The 17,892-nt window shown below is 32.1% G+C and carries 16 protein-coding genes; 4 read left to right on the top strand and 12 right to left on the bottom strand.

Annotation, left to right across the window (positions count from 1 at the left end; genetic code table 11):
- Nucleotides 1-6: 6 nt before the first annotated feature.
- Complete coding sequence (locus Q0876_RS11780) at nt 7-945, bottom strand: hypothetical protein (RefSeq protein WP_299228100.1); 939 nt, start codon at nt 943-945, stop codon at nt 7-9.
- A gap of 486 nt (nt 946-1,431) precedes the next feature.
- Here Q0876_RS11780 and Q0876_RS11775 point away from each other — a divergent pair, with 486 nt between their 5' ends.
- On the top strand, nt 1,432-3,216 hold the full coding sequence (locus Q0876_RS11775; RefSeq protein ID WP_299228098.1) for a tetratricopeptide repeat protein: 1,785 nt from the start codon (nt 1,432-1,434) through the stop codon (nt 3,214-3,216).
- 19 nt (nt 3,217-3,235) lie between these two features.
- Nucleotides 3,236-3,655: a thiol-disulfide oxidoreductase DCC family protein gene (locus Q0876_RS11770; RefSeq protein ID WP_299228096.1), complete on the top strand. Its 420-nt coding sequence runs from the start codon at nt 3,236-3,238 to the stop codon at nt 3,653-3,655.
- A 516-nt stretch (nt 3,656-4,171) separates the two neighbouring features.
- On the opposite strand, the gene Q0876_RS11765 is transcribed toward Q0876_RS11770, so the two are convergent.
- Genes Q0876_RS11765 through aroC form a run of 8 tightly spaced genes read right to left on the bottom strand, consistent with a single transcriptional unit; the run spans nt 4,172 to nt 12,145 of the window.
- Nucleotides 4,172-6,025, bottom strand: coding sequence for a CPBP family glutamic-type intramembrane protease (locus tag Q0876_RS11765; RefSeq protein ID WP_299228094.1), 1,854 nt, complete (start codon nt 6,023-6,025; stop codon nt 4,172-4,174).
- A gap of 5 nt (nt 6,026-6,030) precedes the next feature.
- The gene (locus tag Q0876_RS11760; RefSeq protein ID WP_299228092.1) at nt 6,031-7,191 is read right to left on the bottom strand and encodes a flavohemoglobin expression-modulating QEGLA motif protein; all 1,161 of its coding nucleotides are present in this window, start codon (nt 7,189-7,191) and stop codon (nt 6,031-6,033) included.
- Complete coding sequence (locus tag Q0876_RS11755) at nt 7,191-8,021, bottom strand: N-formylglutamate amidohydrolase (RefSeq protein ID WP_299228090.1); 831 nt, start codon at nt 8,019-8,021, stop codon at nt 7,191-7,193. Before Q0876_RS11755 ends, Q0876_RS11760 begins: the two co-directional genes overlap by 1 nt.
- A gap of 1 nt (nt 8,022) precedes the next feature.
- Nucleotides 8,023-8,355: a hypothetical protein gene (locus tag Q0876_RS11750; protein ID WP_299228088.1), complete on the bottom strand. Its 333-nt coding sequence runs from the start codon at nt 8,353-8,355 to the stop codon at nt 8,023-8,025.
- 9 nt (nt 8,356-8,364) lie between these two features.
- Entirely contained in the window at nt 8,365-9,402 is a 1,038-nt protein-coding gene (gene gshB / locus Q0876_RS11745) for a glutathione synthase (RefSeq protein WP_299228086.1), read from the bottom strand.
- A gap of 59 nt (nt 9,403-9,461) precedes the next feature.
- Nucleotides 9,462-10,769, bottom strand: coding sequence for a dicarboxylate/amino acid:cation symporter (locus Q0876_RS11740; protein WP_299228084.1), 1,308 nt, complete (start codon nt 10,767-10,769; stop codon nt 9,462-9,464).
- 38 nt (nt 10,770-10,807) lie between these two features.
- Nucleotides 10,808-11,074: a hypothetical protein gene (locus tag Q0876_RS11735; RefSeq protein ID WP_299228082.1), complete on the bottom strand. Its 267-nt coding sequence runs from the start codon at nt 11,072-11,074 to the stop codon at nt 10,808-10,810.
- Between the two features lie 9 nt (nt 11,075-11,083).
- A complete protein-coding gene (gene aroC / locus Q0876_RS11730) occupies nt 11,084-12,145 on the bottom strand; it encodes a chorismate synthase (RefSeq protein WP_299228080.1) in 1,062 nt (353 codons plus the stop codon).
- 190 nt (nt 12,146-12,335) lie between these two features.
- Between aroC and Q0876_RS11725 the strand changes: the two genes are divergently transcribed.
- A complete protein-coding gene (locus Q0876_RS11725) occupies nt 12,336-13,178 on the top strand; it encodes a UDP-2,3-diacylglucosamine diphosphatase (RefSeq protein WP_299228079.1) in 843 nt (280 codons plus the stop codon).
- Here Q0876_RS11725 and Q0876_RS11720 read toward each other — a convergent pair.
- A complete protein-coding gene (locus Q0876_RS11720) occupies nt 13,170-16,082 on the bottom strand; it encodes an FAD-binding and (Fe-S)-binding domain-containing protein (RefSeq protein WP_299228077.1) in 2,913 nt (970 codons plus the stop codon). The two genes, Q0876_RS11725 and Q0876_RS11720, sit on opposite strands and share 9 nt — an antisense overlap.
- Before the next feature lie 155 nt (nt 16,083-16,237).
- Here Q0876_RS11720 and Q0876_RS11715 point away from each other — a divergent pair, with 155 nt between their 5' ends.
- On the top strand, nt 16,238-16,723 hold the full coding sequence (locus tag Q0876_RS11715; RefSeq protein ID WP_299228075.1) for a hypothetical protein: 486 nt from the start codon (nt 16,238-16,240) through the stop codon (nt 16,721-16,723).
- Between the two features lie 54 nt (nt 16,724-16,777).
- Here Q0876_RS11715 and Q0876_RS11710 read toward each other — a convergent pair whose 3' ends face one another.
- Nucleotides 16,778-17,293, bottom strand: a complete 516-nt coding sequence (locus tag Q0876_RS11710; RefSeq protein ID WP_299228073.1) for a DinB family protein — start codon at nt 17,291-17,293, stop codon at nt 16,778-16,780.
- A gap of 103 nt (nt 17,294-17,396) precedes the next feature.
- The gene (locus Q0876_RS11705; protein WP_299228071.1) at nt 17,397-17,876 is read right to left on the bottom strand and encodes a winged helix-turn-helix transcriptional regulator; all 480 of its coding nucleotides are present in this window, start codon (nt 17,874-17,876) and stop codon (nt 17,397-17,399) included.
- Nucleotides 17,877-17,892 lie beyond the last annotated feature (16 nt).

Below are 17,892 nucleotides of genomic sequence, written 5' to 3'. Positions count from 1 at the left end.
TTTAAATTAATCCCATTGTTTTAAAGTAGTACTAAGCCCTTGATGAAGATATACAATGCCGTTAGCAGTATTATCTAAATTATTGACGTTTCCATTTCGCCATTTATAACTACTATTGTTATCATCTTTGACGCCAACGGTTCCTCCTGCATACATACCTATAAATCCTTCTGAAGTTGTTGCACTATTTGACCCTTTTAAGACAAAGTGGTTGTATTCATCATTATGTTCAGGCAATACGTTACCTACATCTTGGTACGAACCACCTGCATCGTCTTGTGACAGTTTAATTCTACTAGTGGATACATTATTAACCCATGAGTAATATTTAAAAGCAAATAAATAACTGTTAGACGGAATGTTAAAGTCATTATTATTGGCTATGGTTCTGTTTCCTGAAGAACTTTCAACTGAAGTGTTATTATAGATTTGATCATCTGAAGCGCCGCTTTTTGTGGCATTAGATAAATAATTAGCCAAATCATTGTATTCGCTTTCAGTAATCCAGATCCAGTCTCCATCGCTAGCATTTTCGTAGGCAGTTCTTGAACTTCCATTTAAAAATGCCCAAATATCGTCTACATCTTGAATAGCTATTTTGTACTCCAAAACTTCTGTATCTTCACCATTAGACACCTCAATGGTAATAAAAATGTTTTCGTTAGTTTCAAAATCGAAAGCTAGCCAATCACCTACACGAAGTTCATTTCCATTAACAATTAAGGCATCAGGTACTGATTCAAAAGTTATAACATAGGCAAGGTTACCTTCTAAACTAGAATTTATGTCGGCAATAAAGTCTCCAGCTGAAGGGTATTCGTCAATGTTTATTGTAATAACATTGTTAGAAGAGTCGTTAGAATTATCATCATCTTCCGAATTACATGATGCTAAAAATGCAATACAGAAGTAGAAGCATAATTGATAAATAAATTGTGTTTTCATAATTATAAAGATTTTGTGGTTTTAATTTTTGTAGCGACTTACAACTGGAAAAGTCTGCAGCCATTCCAGCGCAAGACACCACAAAATATTTATGCCATTTTCTATTAATGACAAACCAAAACTAATAGCGAAAGTGATTGAAATCTAATTTTTGGCATGGACAAAGTATGGACACGCTTGAGAAATCGTTATACATTTAAGGAAAAATATGAAATACAAATATTGTTTTAAACTATTGATTATCAATTTTTTAAATAAAATTATTAATTAAATAAACATAGACAAAACAAGGACAAGACAAACAGAACTCAAGACGAGTTCGACCAGTCTATGTTCATTGTGTGTTTAAATTAAGTAACTTCGTTTTAGAACATTACTAACATTTTCATTATGGTTTTTCGGCATCTCATCTTCATTTGTTTATTCTTTCCTTTAATTATTTTAGCTCAGCGACAAGAAAAAATAGACAGTTTAAAAAAGATACTTTTGACTTCAAAAATGGATGTTGAAAAATTTCATTTACTTAATCATCTTTGGAATGAATCCATAAACAACAATATTGAAGATGCTATGGTCTATTCTAATGACATGATAGTATTGGGAAATACATTAAAAATTGATACAATAATCAGTTTTGGCTTTGATCGTAAAGCTGTGACCTATTCTTACCTTAATGAATTTGATAGTTCTGGAGTATATTTTAAAAAAGCTCTAAATATTTACAAAAAGACAAATGATTTTAAAAAAATTGCAGGAATACAACGCAATTTAGGTCAAGATCACAATATGACAGGACAGATAGATAGTGCTCTTTATTATTATAGCGAATCTAAAATCAATTATACTAAAGCAAATGATACGATTGGTATTGCAGATATTTTAAATTCTGAAGCGATTGCCAATCTTATGAAAGGGTACTATAATATTGCGATTGACAAAGCTATTACTGCTGAAAAAATATACATAAAAAATGAAAAAAATCAAGACCTAAACCAAAACAGAATGGTCATAGCAAGTATCTATGGTGAGATGAAAGATACTGTTAACGCTATAAATTACTATAATAAAACCATAGATTTCTTTAGAGAACAAAACCAAAAAAGACAATTATGCGCTACACTATTTCTCTTAACCAATCTCCAAATCTCAAATAAGAAGTTGTATAACGAAAATGACCAATTAATTAATGAAATGATAGTTCTTAGCAAAGAACTTAAAGATCCCGCTTTAATAGATGATGTGCAAACCAATCTTGCTAAGTTCTATTTCACATATGACAATTATAAAAATGCAGAGATAGTCCAAAGGCAGCTAGTTAAGAACGCAGAGGAACGTAACTATGAATATTCTTATGCTTTTGTTTCAAAAGATTTAGCTAAATCTCTAATTGCTCAAAAAAAATATAGTGAAGCCATTATCTATTTAAAGAAATCAGATGCGATAGCTACTAAATTAGAATTGAACGGTTTAAAACCAATTGTCAATAAATTACTATCAAAATCCTACGAAGCTCTTAACAATCATCAAGAAAGTCTGAAACATTATAAGGTATATGAAGATTTAAGTAGTGACATTTATAATACCGAAAGTACAAATCGTTTTTCTGAGCTTCAAACCATTTATGAAACTGAAAAAAAAGAGGCAGAAATTGCACTACAAAATGAACAAATAAAATCATTGAACATACAGGCAAAAAATGATCGGCTTACTAAGACCCTTTATGGCATTGGTATGTTCTCCTTTTTAGCTATTTCAAGTCTCCTCTACTTTGGTTTTACACAGCGCATCAAAAAGAACAAGATTGAACGCGAAAAACAAGAAGCAATTTATAAACAGGAAATTGAATTTAAGAAGAAAGAACTCGCTTCACAAACCCTACATTTAGTCCAAAAAAACACATTCATTCAAGAGTTAAAAGAAAACCTAGAAAAAATAAAAAAGTCTCCAGAATTGTTTAAAGTCGAATTTAGACGGTTGGTCATGTTACTTAAAAAACAAAATGCCGAAGATAAAGATTGGGAAGTGTTTAAATCATATTTTTCTGAAGTGCATAATAATTTTGATATTAAGATTAAGTCTATAACATCAGATATCACCGAAAAAGAAATTCGGTTGGCCTCTTTCTTACGTATGAATCTATCTACTAAAGAAATAGCTTCTATGCTTAATGTATTGCCTGATAGTGTTCTAAAATCAAAATACAGACTAAAGAAAAAATTGGGCTTAGACAAAACCGATGATTTAACGCAATTTTTAAATACGTTAAATTGAGATCAATTATCTTTGCAATGTGATAGAACGTTTACCAAAATCTAAGCAATTAATACTATTTGATGGTATTTGCAATCTTTGCAATTCATCTATTCAATATGTCATTAAGCATGACAAGAAAAATCAATTCATGTTTGCTCCCTTGCAAAGTAAAATAGGTGAGGATATTATTACACGATTTGATATTGACACTACAAAAACAGATTCTATATTGCTCTATTCCCATAACAAGGGGCTATATATAAAATCTACGGCTGCATTACATATTGCAAAACACTTAGGCTTCCCTAGAAATCTGATGAGTGTTTTTTTTATAGTCCCAGCTTTTATTCGAAATTTGTTTTATGATTTTATAGCTCGAAACAGATACAAATGGTATGGTAAAAAAGAAGCTTGCATGATTCCTACTCCAGAATTAAAGTCTAAGTTTATCGACTAAAAAAAAGTCCTTTCTATCAAAAGGACTTTAATAATTAACAACTAATTAAAACTAATTTAACTCTAAAATAATTTTTAATCAAGAGGGATTATCTAATTTCTAGAATATTGATTAATAGCACATTATTTATAGTATAAATGTACTACTGTATCTAGAACTCAAGCAAAAATATCGGTATAAGACCAAAAAAATTGTTTAAAAAAATAGAAGTGCAAAAAACATCTATGAGTTGCTTAATTGGCTCACTCATTAAAAGAATATGTTTACTCATTTAAGTCATGACTTAACTCAAGTTGAGTTTTATTAATCCGTAATGTATTCTAAATTGAAGCATATTATGTTAAGTTTGCTAAAACACTTGAACTTACAATAAATTATTGAAAACCTTAAAGCAAAATCAACTTGAGCCTAGCTTCTGTTAGTTAGGAACGAATCAAGTTCTTGTCTTATACATGTCTAATATAAGATAAGTATCAGTAAATGTACTGATAGAAAAGCCTTAGCTTTAAGGTTTTCTTAAAATAGTAATTTGGAAGATACGTAGATGGCTAATAATACGATGAAATTATTCACTGTGTGGAAAACTATTCCTGTAAGCAACCCATTTGTTCGTTTTACGGCATATCCAGTTACTAGACCAAAAAAGAAGTAAAAAAGAAATAGTTGTAAATTAAAATGCACAACACCAAAAAGAGTAGCTTGAATTACATTTGCCCATCTAAAACCCAAATATTTTTCTGTTGATGAAAGAATAATCCCTCTAAACATAACCTCTTCATAGAAAGGAACTAAGACAGCAACAGCTAAGACAGAAATGGAGAATCCATACTCATTGAGTAGCAAGCCTATTTCTTCCTTCATATTTAATAATTGATAAAAAGTAGTCGTTTCGTCGAAAGGCATGATTGTTCTTAGGAATTTTATAATTGTGAAATTACTAATCATAAATAAAACACTCAAAGCAATAATACTTCCATAATTTATATCAGAATTAAATATAAACTTAAGACGTTTTTTATTTAAGAATAATAAGGTCAACACAAAACACACAACAGTATAGTATAACAAACTATTAGCTGTTAGTAATTGTGACTCTAAAACCCCCTCTTCTACATAATTATATACAATATCAAAATAGACATTCATATAATTTTGGTAATAAAATATAAACACCAATGAGGTCTGCGTTATTAAATACACAAAAACAATAAGCCAAAAATGTTTAAGTGTCCAATTAACAGGCAAGCATTTCTCAAAAGCAATAGGTTTTAATTTAAAAAATGTTTTAGCACTATAGATTGGTAAGATTAAAATATACGGGATTAGAAATAGGATAATAATACATAAACCGAGTAGAAGTATATGTGATAACTCGCTTAGTGTCCATAAATCAAAAGAAGGTTTTCCAGAAATACGCAAGCGCTTAATTCCAAAAAAATCATCATAATAACTCAATTCTTGCATTCTTCTATAACTTACTAAAGCAGTATCTGCGCTCGAATATGAAATATCGTGATTCAATAATTTTTGAATGTTCTCAGTTTTATTCCAATCAGGTATTGTATCCTGTACTAGAAAAGACCTAGCTGCTTCATAGTTTTCAGATTCTATAAAGATTTTATATAGACTTTTGTTATTACTGTATGTGGAATCTTTTTCTTTCACTCGGTCAAACATTTCAAGAGCTTTATCTGTTTCACCAAACTCAATTAACAATTCTCCTTTTTGCTGTAAAGTCCATGCCTCACCATCATAAAACAATCCATCAATAAGATGATCTTTAGCCTTATCAGTATTTCCCATTCGAATGTTGGCTTTGGCCAATAAAACTGAAAGGTCGAGACTGTCACTAAAACGCTCAGCTTTTTCGGCATACATGATAGCTTTAAAATCATTGTCTTCAACATAAAAGAATGAAGCTAGTTCATATAATCTTCCAATTTGCTGATAGGTCCAATTCGTTTTGTCAGATTCATATTTGGCTATAGCTTCATTTATGAGGTCTTCTCTATCATCGTAATAAGCATTGTCTAAATTGTATAGTATAACCTCGGGATGTGCGGGAAATTCAGAATATAATTGGTTAATACATGCTTCAGTTTCCTCATAATTCAAATTATAATCTTCGTACTCATCATAGTAAGCACTTCCAATAAACTTACATCTATAAATTCTAACATCAATATTATTTGGATGCAAATCTATATATGTATTGTATTTGTTTAAGATGTCATTATAGCGTATATCTTTAGAATTATTTAAAGTCTCAACAAATAATTCATGACTATTGTTTTGGTTAACTTTTATGTCTTGACTAAAAGAAATTAAAGAACTAAAAAGTGCGAATACTATGAAAAATTGTGTTTTCATATATGCTACTTTAAACTTTTCAATATAAAATCAAGATTTTTATTTGAATTGTCATTCGTTAAGTAAGCATCAGTATAATGTTTTGAAGGTATCGCTAGACCTCTATTTTGGAGTTTTTTTATAGTATCGGCATAGTCTAGTGTCACTTTTCCAGTCAAAAGTACATCCAAATCACCTCCAGACTTGGCATATTTATATATTTGATTTATACCTGTTAAATACTGATGATCTTTAGTAAAACCACCACCTCTGTGCACACGTAATGTGATAGCGTATGCTGTATCTCTATTTAATTTATATTGACTATACAACAAATCAAAAGTGTCTGCAAAATTATAGCCTTTATTGAGTGTATCTACAGCAATTACACGATAAGCCAACTCTTTTAAACGCTTGATTGTTAAACATCCAGACATGTATTCTGAATATACTGCTAAACCTTCTTGTGTTTCTACATTATTGGGAAAACCATTAGAGAATACTTTTAATGGCTGGGCTAAGCCATTGAATGTGGTTACCATGTGAACACCAATTTCATGGTTAGTAAGAACTTTCAACTGATTCATACTGAATTTATGATTTTTTCGCAATACTAATGTTTGGGTATTATTTAACACCATTGCTGCTGCCGAAAGATTGGTTGATAATCTAATATTATAATCAAAATTATAACGTTTTGAATACGCTTTAAAATACTCAATTGCATCTGTAGCTGAATAGATAGGAAGCATTTCTTCATCAAAATCACTATCGTCGAAACGCAAAATAAACTTTGCATTATCGATATCTTTTTCTGTTGGTGTTCCAAAACTTTTTAAACTGTTATAGTAAAACTTTCTCCCTTGATTAATGGTTTCAATACATTCAATCAAACCAGAATACTCATAGATAACATCTTCATAGAGTTGCCTTATAGACTTATCTTCAATACGTTCTAGGCGCTGAGAAAAGAATAATCGATGCAATTTATAGCCATTGAACTTTATTTTTGGATATTTAAAAACTGGTTCGTAAACATATTTTGTAGAGAAAAACTGTCGCTTTTCACGTTCAATATTTAATGGATTGATATAATTGAGTAACTCAATCTTCTTAACGAGGCGATTTAAATTTGCATCGATATCGAATACATCTTGATACTCATCAGTACTTGTGATTTGTGGCATTAGTTTATGTGCTTTTTGTAAAAGTAACTTGCGTGTTCAGGTAATATTTTTCTTAGCTGTTCCTCAACAGCTGTGACTACTTCAGGATAAATAACATATTTATATTCATCACAATAGATCTTAGCGATTTCTGTTGCCAAAACTAATGTATTTTGAAAGTTTTTAGTGATAAATTTTAAGAAATATCCATTTCCTTGGAATGTATCATTAATTTTTGAGGTAGATTTGATATTATGCGGTAATTGAAACTCAGAAAGATGTTGTCTCCAAACTTCAATGACATGACCAAATCTCTCATTATCCACGTTGGAAGTTCCTAAATTCCAAGTTGGTACTTCCCTATCCCATCGCTTCCAATTATAACTGTGGATATCATACACAATACATACGCCAAATTTTTCTTCCAACTTAGTGATGAGCGCATGCACAACACTATAAAAATTGGTATGCTTAACTAAGCTCTTATTTTTATGTGTTTCAGAAAGAGGTTGATGCCATAACTGTTTTCCCCAAGCTGTATCAAATACAGCCTCTTCAGGAGTTCTATTTAAATCATATTCAAAACGCGAATCACATCCAGCAATTACTATTGGGTGTGAGGCTATCATTTTTTTAGTTTCGGGGTCCTCTTCGTACCAACGTTCATATTCTGTGTGGATGCAATTTTCCCATAATTCTTTTCTAAACTGATGCCCATCATGTACTGCACCACATACGTAATGCACATAACTATCGATTTTCAAAGTAAATGCGTAATCATCAGAAATAGCATGAAACTGTTCTTCATTATTAATCTTATTAATAATTTGAGATATGGAAAGTCGTTGCATATTATTTATTTAAGAGCTTCTTTAGGTAATTATAAACTGATTGTTCTATTTGATTGAAGTCACCATCTGCAAAGGCCATAAGTTTTATATCGGCAAATAATTCGTCTGAGTTGGTATGAAGATTATGAAGCTTTACAGCTTCTACAATTTTAGTGATACTTTGATAATCATTATCTGCATCAAATTCATCATGAATATTCTGAAATGTTGCTCTATCAACTTTAGACATAATAAAATCACGCTCAGAGTTAGACTCTTTTAGATCAATATTTGCTATATACAATAGTATATATGCAACAAGTTCTTGCTTACTCCAATTGGAAGATTTCATCATCTTTATTTTTTAAGCGTCTTCAACAGTTTTACGTAAACGTACACGTCTATCAAATGCTTGTAATTGATCTAATACTTTGCTTTCAAGAAAATCAATAACACGCTCCTCAACCCTAACCTTATTTTTGTAGACTTTATTGATGTAGGTTATTCCACCTGGAGACATTACATTAACCTCCACTAGTTTACCTCCAATGACATCAATACCAACAAAATACAATCCATCTTTTACTAATTTTGGTCCTATTTGCTTACACAAAGCTTTTTCATCTTTGGTTAACGTATGTTTTGCAATACTACCTCCTGCCGATACATTTGATCGATGGTCATCACTTCCTGGTATACGTTTCATAGCTCCTACAGGCTCTCCATTTAATAATAAGATTCTAACATCACCTTGATCTGCACCTTCAATATAATCTTGTAAAATCACATAGTTAGAACTTCCGTCTGTACTGTTTATATAAAAATCTAGTAACGAATTGATATTACTCATTGCAGATTTTTCAATTAAGATGACACCAGAACCACCAAAACCATTGAGTGGTTTCAAAATCATCTTATCAGCCTTAGATTCTTTAATCTGCTCTACTAAGTATTTTTTATTTTTAGAAACATGAGTATTAGGTATTATATTACTGTGAGCATCTCCAAAAGCTGCGGTGTATAGTTTATTGTTGGCTTCTCTCATACCTTGTAATGAATTTACAATAAACACATCATCTTTAACGGAGTCCAAAAAGTTGAGCATGATTGGATCTAGTGGAGGATTAGCTCTAAAAAAGATAGCATCAAAACCTGCTAATGGTAGCATTTCTTCTCTTATATCGGCTTTATTATAGAACGCTTTCAAAGATGAAGGAACTTTGCTCATACGATTTATAACAGTACAAAATGCATTGGTAACACTATTCCGTATAGTAAGATTGGCTGGTGTACACATAGCCACACCATGTCCACGTTTGACACATTCTTTAATCAAGGCTAGACTCGTATCATTTTCTGGGTCTATATTTTCCCATGGATACATTATAAAACATATATTCATAGTTCTATTTTTAGTTGGTATTTTTTATAAATTTAAAAAGAATATTCTGTTATATAAAACTATTTTACGGCTTCATACTCATCATCCCAATTTTTTATTTTTGGCTCTCCTAGTTTTCCTACTGATTTTGCTACAACCATAGATACTGTCGCATCACCTGTAACATTTACTACAGTACGACACATATCTAATGGTCTATCTACTGCAAAAATTAGTGCCAAACCAGCTTCTGGTATTCCTGCATAACCCAGTACTCCAACTAACATTACCATTCCTGCTCCAGGAACTGCTGCACTCCCAATAGAGGCTAATGTAGCAGTGGCAATGATTCCAAGTTGTGTGGAGAACTCTAAATTCATACCGAAAGCTTGAGCTATAAAAACTGCTGCTACAGCTTGATACAGACTTGTTCCATCCATATTAATAGTAGCTCCAATTGGCAAAACAAAACTAGACACTTCTTCTTCTACTCCTAAATGTTCTGTTACTCGTTCCATTGTTACTGGCAAAGTTGCTGCACTGGAACTTGTTGAAAACGCCAATAATTGAGCTGGTGAAATACCATTAATAAAGAAATTTGGTTTCTTTTTGGTAAAGACTAAAACGATTATGATATACACAAAAATCATAAGTAATAGCCCTAAAACTACTGTAAACGCATACCAGCCAAGAGCCTTGAATAGGTCTACACTTGGAGATTCTACAATAATAGCAGCTAATAAAGCAAATACACCATAAGGCGCAGCTAGCATAATAATATCTACCATTTTAAGAATAACTTCATTAAAACCATCAAAAAAATCTTTTACTGTTTTCCCTTTTTCTTCTGGTATAAGAATCAGGCCTATCCCAAAGAAAATTGCAAAGAAAATAATCTGAAGCATATTACGATTACTGGTGGCTGCAGCAAAAATATTATCAGGGACAATGTCTTCAAGCGCTTGAAGAGGCCCGCTGTCTTTTTGCTTCTTGGCCGTATCTTTATATTTCTGTGTATCACCACTATAATTCTCAACCATTTCTGTCCTTGTAGACTCAGTAATCGATTTTCCTGGATTAACCATGTTAACTAATAGTAGACCAATAGACACTGCTATTACGGTTGTTGTTATATAAATAAAGATCGTACGTCCACCCATCTTCGATAATTTAGAAATGTCTCTTAAATCTGATACGCCTTTAATCAAAGCCGCTAAAATCAATGGAATCGCTATCATTTTGAGACATTTGATAAATATTCTACCAAAAGGTTTTACCCAATCTTGAATAATTTCTTTTCCGCCTTCAAAGTTTGTCATTAACAACCCAACCATAACTCCGAGAACCATCCCTAAAATAATCTGCCAATGTAATGCTAATTTTTTCATATAATTTTTAAGAATTAAATCTACTATTAATCAGTAAACTAAAAGTACAATATTTTAACGCTAGCTATTATAATTATTATAGCAATATAAAATATTCTCCCGTAAGCTCTTGCAACTTTTGCTTGTTCTAATTTTTTATTATATCCATACTTAATGAATCGTTCATCCTCTTCATCATTTAATTGATAATTACCAATGCTAGTCCTTGATCTATCCATGATTGGAAAGAAGAAAAATGTCAAAAACTCTTTATCAGTTAATGGAGTTCGTTTACGTTTTTCAATGTTTTTATCTTCTTCTGTCAAGACTAGCTTTTATTGATACATTCTATTCATCAAATAAAAATCTACTAATACCAAAGCCGCCATTGCTTCAACAATTGGAATCGCTCTCGGCACCACGCAAGGGTCATGACGACCTTTACCTTGCATTTCAACGATCTCGCCAGAATTATTTAATGCCTTTTGTTTTTGAATAATCGTAGCCACTGGTTTAAATGCTACTCTAAAATAAATATCCATACCATTACTTATTCCGCCTTGAACACCTCCAGAAAGATTTGTTTTGGTAGTACCATCTCCATTAAACAGGTCGTTGTGCTCGCTTCCTTTCATTTTAGCACCACAAAATCCACTTCCGTATTCAAATCCTTTAACAGCATTTATGGATAACATCGCTTTACCTAAATCGGCATGGAGCTTATCAAAAACAGGTTCGCCCAATCCAACAGGTATATTCTTCAGTACACAGGTAACGGTACCTCCAATAGTATCTCCTGCTTTTCGAATAACTTTAATTTTGTTGATCATTTGCTCTGCAACTTCTTCATCAGGACAACGTACAACATTCCTTTCTGTTTTTGAGAAATCAAGATCTTGATATGGCTTTTCTAAAAATATATCACCTACAGAAGATGTATACGCATTGATTTCAATTGAACTTATAATTTGCTTAGCTATGGCACCAGCGACAACTCTTGAGGCTGTTTCACGTGCAGAGCTTCGCCCACCTCCTCTGTAATCACGTACACCATACTTTTGCTCGTAGGTATAATCTGCATGACTAGGACGATAAACATCTTTTATATGTGAGTAGTCTTTAGATTTTTGGTTGGTGTTTTCAATTGTAAAACCAATTGGTGTGCCTGTCGTTTTGCCTTCAAAAATACCCGATAAAAATTTAACCGTGTCTGGTTCTTTACGCTGAGTAACAATCTCTGACTGACCAGGTTTACGACGATTTAACTCATTCTGAATTGCTTCAAAATCTAGCTCTAATCCTGCTGGACAGCCATCAATAATACCGCCTATTGCTAATCCATGAGATTCACCGAACGTAGTGAGTTTGAATATTTTTCCGAAGGTATTCCCTGCCATGTAAAATGTATTTTATGCTAAAGTAAATGTAAAAATAGAGAAACGAAAATTGATAACAACAAACCCTCAATAATATTAGAGCAATTAGATGTAACAATTACTTAACAATATGCTTAACGTTTGATAATAGTTATTTGATAGTCAGTTAATAGTTAAGTGTGTTCTTTGCAAAAAATTAGATTATTAGCCCTTGAAAATTAAACGAAAAATAGAGATTGCAGTTATTTCAGATGTGCACTTAGGAACCTACGGTTGTCACGCTAAACAATTGCTGACCTATCTGAACAGTATTTCACCTAGAAAATTAATATTGAATGGTGATATCATAGATATATGGCAGTTTAATAAGCGTTATTTTCCAAAATCACATATGCGAGTCATAAAGAAAATTATGGATATGGCTGCTGATGGTGTAGAAATTATATATATCACTGGCAACCACGATGAAATGTTACGTAAATTTAGTGATACTTCAATTGGCAATATTTCGATAGTTGACAAGATCGTTTTAGATCTGGATGGTAAAAAAGCATGGTTTTTTCATGGTGATGTTTTTGATGTGTCAATACAAAACGCAAAATGGTTAGCTAAATTAGGTGGCTATGGTTATGATCTGCTTATTTTGTTGAACCGTTTTATTAACTGGTGGTTAGAACGTTTGGGCAAAGAACGCTATTCACTTTCTAAGCGCATAAAGAACAGCGTCAAAGGCGCTATTAAATACATCAACGATTTTGAGCAAGTTGCTACAGATCTCGCAATAGAAAACGAATACGATTATGTGATTTGTGGTCATATTCACCAACCAAAAATGTTGATTAAAGAAAATAAATACGGACAAACTACTTATTTGAATTCGGGAGATTGGGTAGAAAACTTTACGGCACTAGAATATCAGTTTAAGCGCTGGAAGATATACAATTATAATCATGATAAGCTTAGAGCATTCTATGCTGATGAAGATGTTAAAGATATGGAAGTAAAAGATCTTATTGCTGCAATAACTATTGTAAATCAGAAAAAATCAAGCTAATGCCTTTAAAAGTATTGAAATAGGATGATATGCCTCTCGTTTAGTTCCATCCTTTATTTGATGCCGACAACTAGTTCCATTGGCTGCAATGATAACATCTTGAGATGTCTTTCTAATTGCTGGAAATAGGGTTTGCTCTCCTATTAGCATACTCACATCGTAATGTTCTTTTTCGTAACCAAAGCTTCCTGCCATTCCACAACATCCACTTGGAATTATTGAAACCTTATAATTCTTTGGTAAATTCAAAACCGAAAAACTAGACATTTGATTACTAAACGCTTTTTGATGGCAATGACCATGAAACTTTACGATTTTATGATCTGATGTAAATTGTTCTGAAGTAATGTTCCCGAGCTCTATTTCTTGCTGTATAAACGTTTCTATCATAAATGTCTGATCGGCTATACGCTTAGCTGTAATTTTATCATCAGCCAATTTCAAATATTCATCTTTAAATGTTAGAATAGCAGAAGGCTCTATACCTACTAGACAAAAGTCTTCCTCATTTGCTGTTTCTTTAAAGTAATTTATATTTGAATTTGCAATAGCCTTAGCTTGTTTTAAAAACCCTTTTGATATATAAGATCTTCCGCTTTCTATATGACTTATTGTTAGAACTTTGTAGCCTAAATTTTCAAGCAGTAATTTAGCATCTAAAGCAATAGAAGATTCAAGATAATTTATGAATTCATCAATGAACAAGAAGACTTTTTTTATATAACCATCATCACTTTTAATTTGAGCTTTTAAACTTGAAAATGGTTTCGTTATAATAGGTAAGCTTCTGTTAGGGTGGATACCTAAAATATGTTTCATAAGTTTTGAACTCCAACTATTTGTGAAAATGGAATTTGAAATCTTAGGGAAATTAGCAGATATCTTATTATATTTTGTAGAATTTGCAAAGAATCTATCTTTAAACCTGTAACCATTCACTTCTTGGAATTGGTATAAAAATTCTGCTTTTAAACTAGCAACATCAACACTACTTGGGCATTCACTAGCACAAGCCTTACAACTTAGGCATAAATCGAAAACTTCTTTTAACTCATGATGATCAAACTTATTTTGTTTTTCAGAATGCGTTAAAAATTCTCGTAAAGCATTGGCTCTTGCTCTGGTAGTGTCCTTTTCATTTTTAGTAGCTCTATAACTAGGACACATGGTTCCTCCAAATTGTGATAGCTTTCTACAGTCGCCCGAACCGTTACATTTTTCTGCTTCTCGAAGTATCCCTTGAGTATTTGAGAAATCTAATATCGTTGGTATTGTAGGCTCTTTTCTATCTACTTCATAACGCAACGATTCATCCATAACATAAGGCGCTACAATCTTTCCAGGATTGAATATGTTATTCGGGTCAAAAACCGATTTAATTCGTTTTAAAATCTCATAATTACTATTACCAATCATTAACGGGATAAATTCTGCTCTAACGATACCATCACCATGCTCTCCACTCATTGAGCCATTATATGATTTTACCAAACGAGCAACATCTGTAGTAATCTTTCTGAATAAAACAACGTCTTCTTTCTTTTTAAGGTTTAGTATAGGCCGTAAATGCAGCTCACCTGCTCCAGCATGTGCATAATACACGGCTTTTTGCTTGTAACCATCCATCAACCTTGTAAAGTCTTCAATATAGTTTGCTAGATCAGAAATTGCAACCGCTGTATCTTCAATACATGCTGCTGTTTTTTTATCACCAATCATATTGCCTAACAAACCAAGTCCAGCTTTACGCAACTCATTGGCTTTTTCTATTTCCAACCCAGAGAGTAAAGGATTTGCATAACTTAAATTAATGTGTTGTAAAGTTTTAACAACAGCTTTGGCTTTTTGATCAACCATTTCAGTGCTATTTGCTCTTACTTCACAAAGTAATATAGCCTGTGGATCACCAACAATAAATTGTCTGTTTTGTTCTTGTGTTTTATTATGCCTTGTAAGATCTAAAATGGTTTTATCTATCATTTCACAAGCAAACAACTCGTGCGCCATCAATGGCTCAACAGCTTTTAAACCGTTATTTATACTCTCAAAGTGCACAGCTATGATGATGCTTTCAGAAGGTGGTAATTTATCTAGCTTTAGTATTATCTGTGTTGTAAACGCTAGAGTGCCTTCGCTTCCAGCTAGTAACTTACATAGATTAATAGGTGTATTTGTATTAGAAAACAACTGAGTATCCAATAGCTCATCAATAGCATAACCTGTATTTCTACGGTGAATCTCAGCCTTTGGAAATTGTTCTTTTATCTGTTGCTGGACTTCATCTGAAGCTAACTCATCAAATAGTTTACTATAAATACGTCCTTCTAAAGAATCTAAGCTGGATTTCATTTTAAACGTGTCTTTTGATACATCAGAAAAAAACACTTCACTACCATCACTTAAAATGGTTTTTAGCGCTACGACTTTATCTCTCGTTACGCCATATCTTATTGATGTTGTACCTGAAGAGTTATTACCAACCATTCCACCAATCATACATCGATTAGAAGTTGATGTATTAGGCCCAAAGAAAAAGCCAAAAGGCTTCAGGTAGTTATTAAGCTCATCTCTAATTACACCAGGCTGCACCGTCACTGTCTGATCAATTTCATTAACATTTATAATTTTAGTGAAATATTTAGAGACATCTACTACTATTCCTTTTCCAACGCATTGACCAGCTAAAGATGTGCCAGCAGTCCTTGGAATTAGCGATGTATTATTCTGGTTAGCAAAAGAAATAAGAACCTTAATATCTGCTATAGTTTTTGGAAATGCAACAGCCAACGGTAACATTCTGTAAACTGACGCGTCTGTAGCATAAAGAACTCTCATTAATTCATCAAAATGCAATTCTCCTTCTAATTGAGAAGACAAGACTTGTAATTGAGAATTGGAAATCATACAGAAGCAAATGTGTTCATAAAACTATGAATAAAATTAATAAAGTATAGATTTTGGCGTTATTTTTGTAAACGTAATCGGAAATAAGCGAATATCGTCTTTTGTAGACTTTCTTTCGTATTTAATTTAAACTAATAAATAAAAACTCAGAACTTATGAAAAAATTAATTTTAGTAGCTATAGCTTTTATTGGCTTTACGACTCTGTCAAATGCACAAGACATCTCTGAAAATGCGATTGGTCTCCGTTTAGGTGATAGCGACGGATTTGGAGCTGAAATATCTTACCAAAGAGCGCTTAGCGACAATAATCGTTTAGAACTTGACTTAGGTTGGAGAAGCGGAAATGATTACGATGGCTTCAAACTTACAGGTTTATACCAATGGGTTTGGAATATTGATGGTGGATTCAACTGGTATGCTGGTGCTGGTGGTGGTGTTGGCACTGTAAGTATAGACAATGTTCCAGCTGGCTTTGATGACAGCGAAACTTTTGTTTTTGTTGCAGGCGATGTAGGTATTGAATATAATTTTGATATTCCTCTGCTGTTATCTTTAGATTTTAGACCAGAATTAGGTTTTGGTGATTTTAGAGATGATCTAGATTTTGATATCGCTTTAGGAATAAGGTACCAATTCTAAATTATCACAAAAATAAATATAAAAAAGCCATCTATTAAATAGATGGCTTTTTTTTTACAGGTAACGTTCTTCAATTATTTGTCGATGATGATTTTCATGACCAATCAGAATAAACCCAAGTGCCCTAACAGATATAGCAGCACCATTTGCATTACCTATCTGCAATAATTTATCATTAGTAAAGCTTTCAAACAACAATTGACTAGTCATCCTCACTGCCTCATATTCTTTAACAATATCATCATAAGATCTAGAGTTTGCATCACTAAAACTATTATACACATCTTGATCATAACCTGGCAAAGCTGTTTTATCATTTCTAGCAATACATAATGCTCTGTATGCAAATACGCGTTCGGTATCAATTACATGTTGCAACAACTCTTTTACAGTCCATTTACCATTTGCATATTGATATTCGTGTTTATCTTCAGGGATTGCTTTTAAAAATCTTGCCATTTCTTCTCCACTTGCCTTTAACCCATTAACTAAATCCATTGATTTAGCCTTATCAATATATAGCTGATAGTAAGGGTGGTATTCATTTGTGTTAATTTGATCTGTGGTCATAGTTTTTAGATATTATTTAAAGAACATAAAAATAAAGAAAAACCCTTTGTTTGTGCATTAGCAACAAAGGGTTTAATAAATGTTAAAATAGTTATTAGTGTTTTTATAGCTCGTTAAAGATCGTATGCATCAAACGTTTTTTATCATTAATACTCTCTTCTAGCGAGATCATTGTTTCTGTTCTGTAGATACCATCAATATCATCTAACATGAAGATAATATCTTTAGCATGAGATGTATCTTTAGCTCTCACTTTACAAAAAATATTAAATTTTCCAGTAGTGATATGTGCCACAGTAACATAAGGAATTTGATTGATACGCTCTAATACAAATTTGGTTTGAGATGTATTGTTCAAGAACACACCTACATAAGCAATAAATGAATATCCAAGTTTCTTATAATCTAGAGTTAAAGAAGAACCTTGTATGATACCAGCTTCTTCCATTTTTTTAACCCTCACATGAACGGTTCCTGCAGAAATTACTAGTTTTTTTGCAATATCAGTAAAAGGAATTCTTGTATTATCGATCAACATATCCAGAATTTGGTGATCAATTTCATCTAACTTGTATTTTGCCATTTCTCAGTTTCTTTAA

It is taken from the genome of uncultured Psychroserpens sp. (assembly GCF_947503375.1).
Classification (GTDB): Bacteria; Bacteroidota; Bacteroidia; order Flavobacteriales; family Flavobacteriaceae; genus Psychroserpens.
Note: the sequence above shows the minus strand (reverse complement) of the source record. Positions and strands in the feature narration are given on the sequence as shown.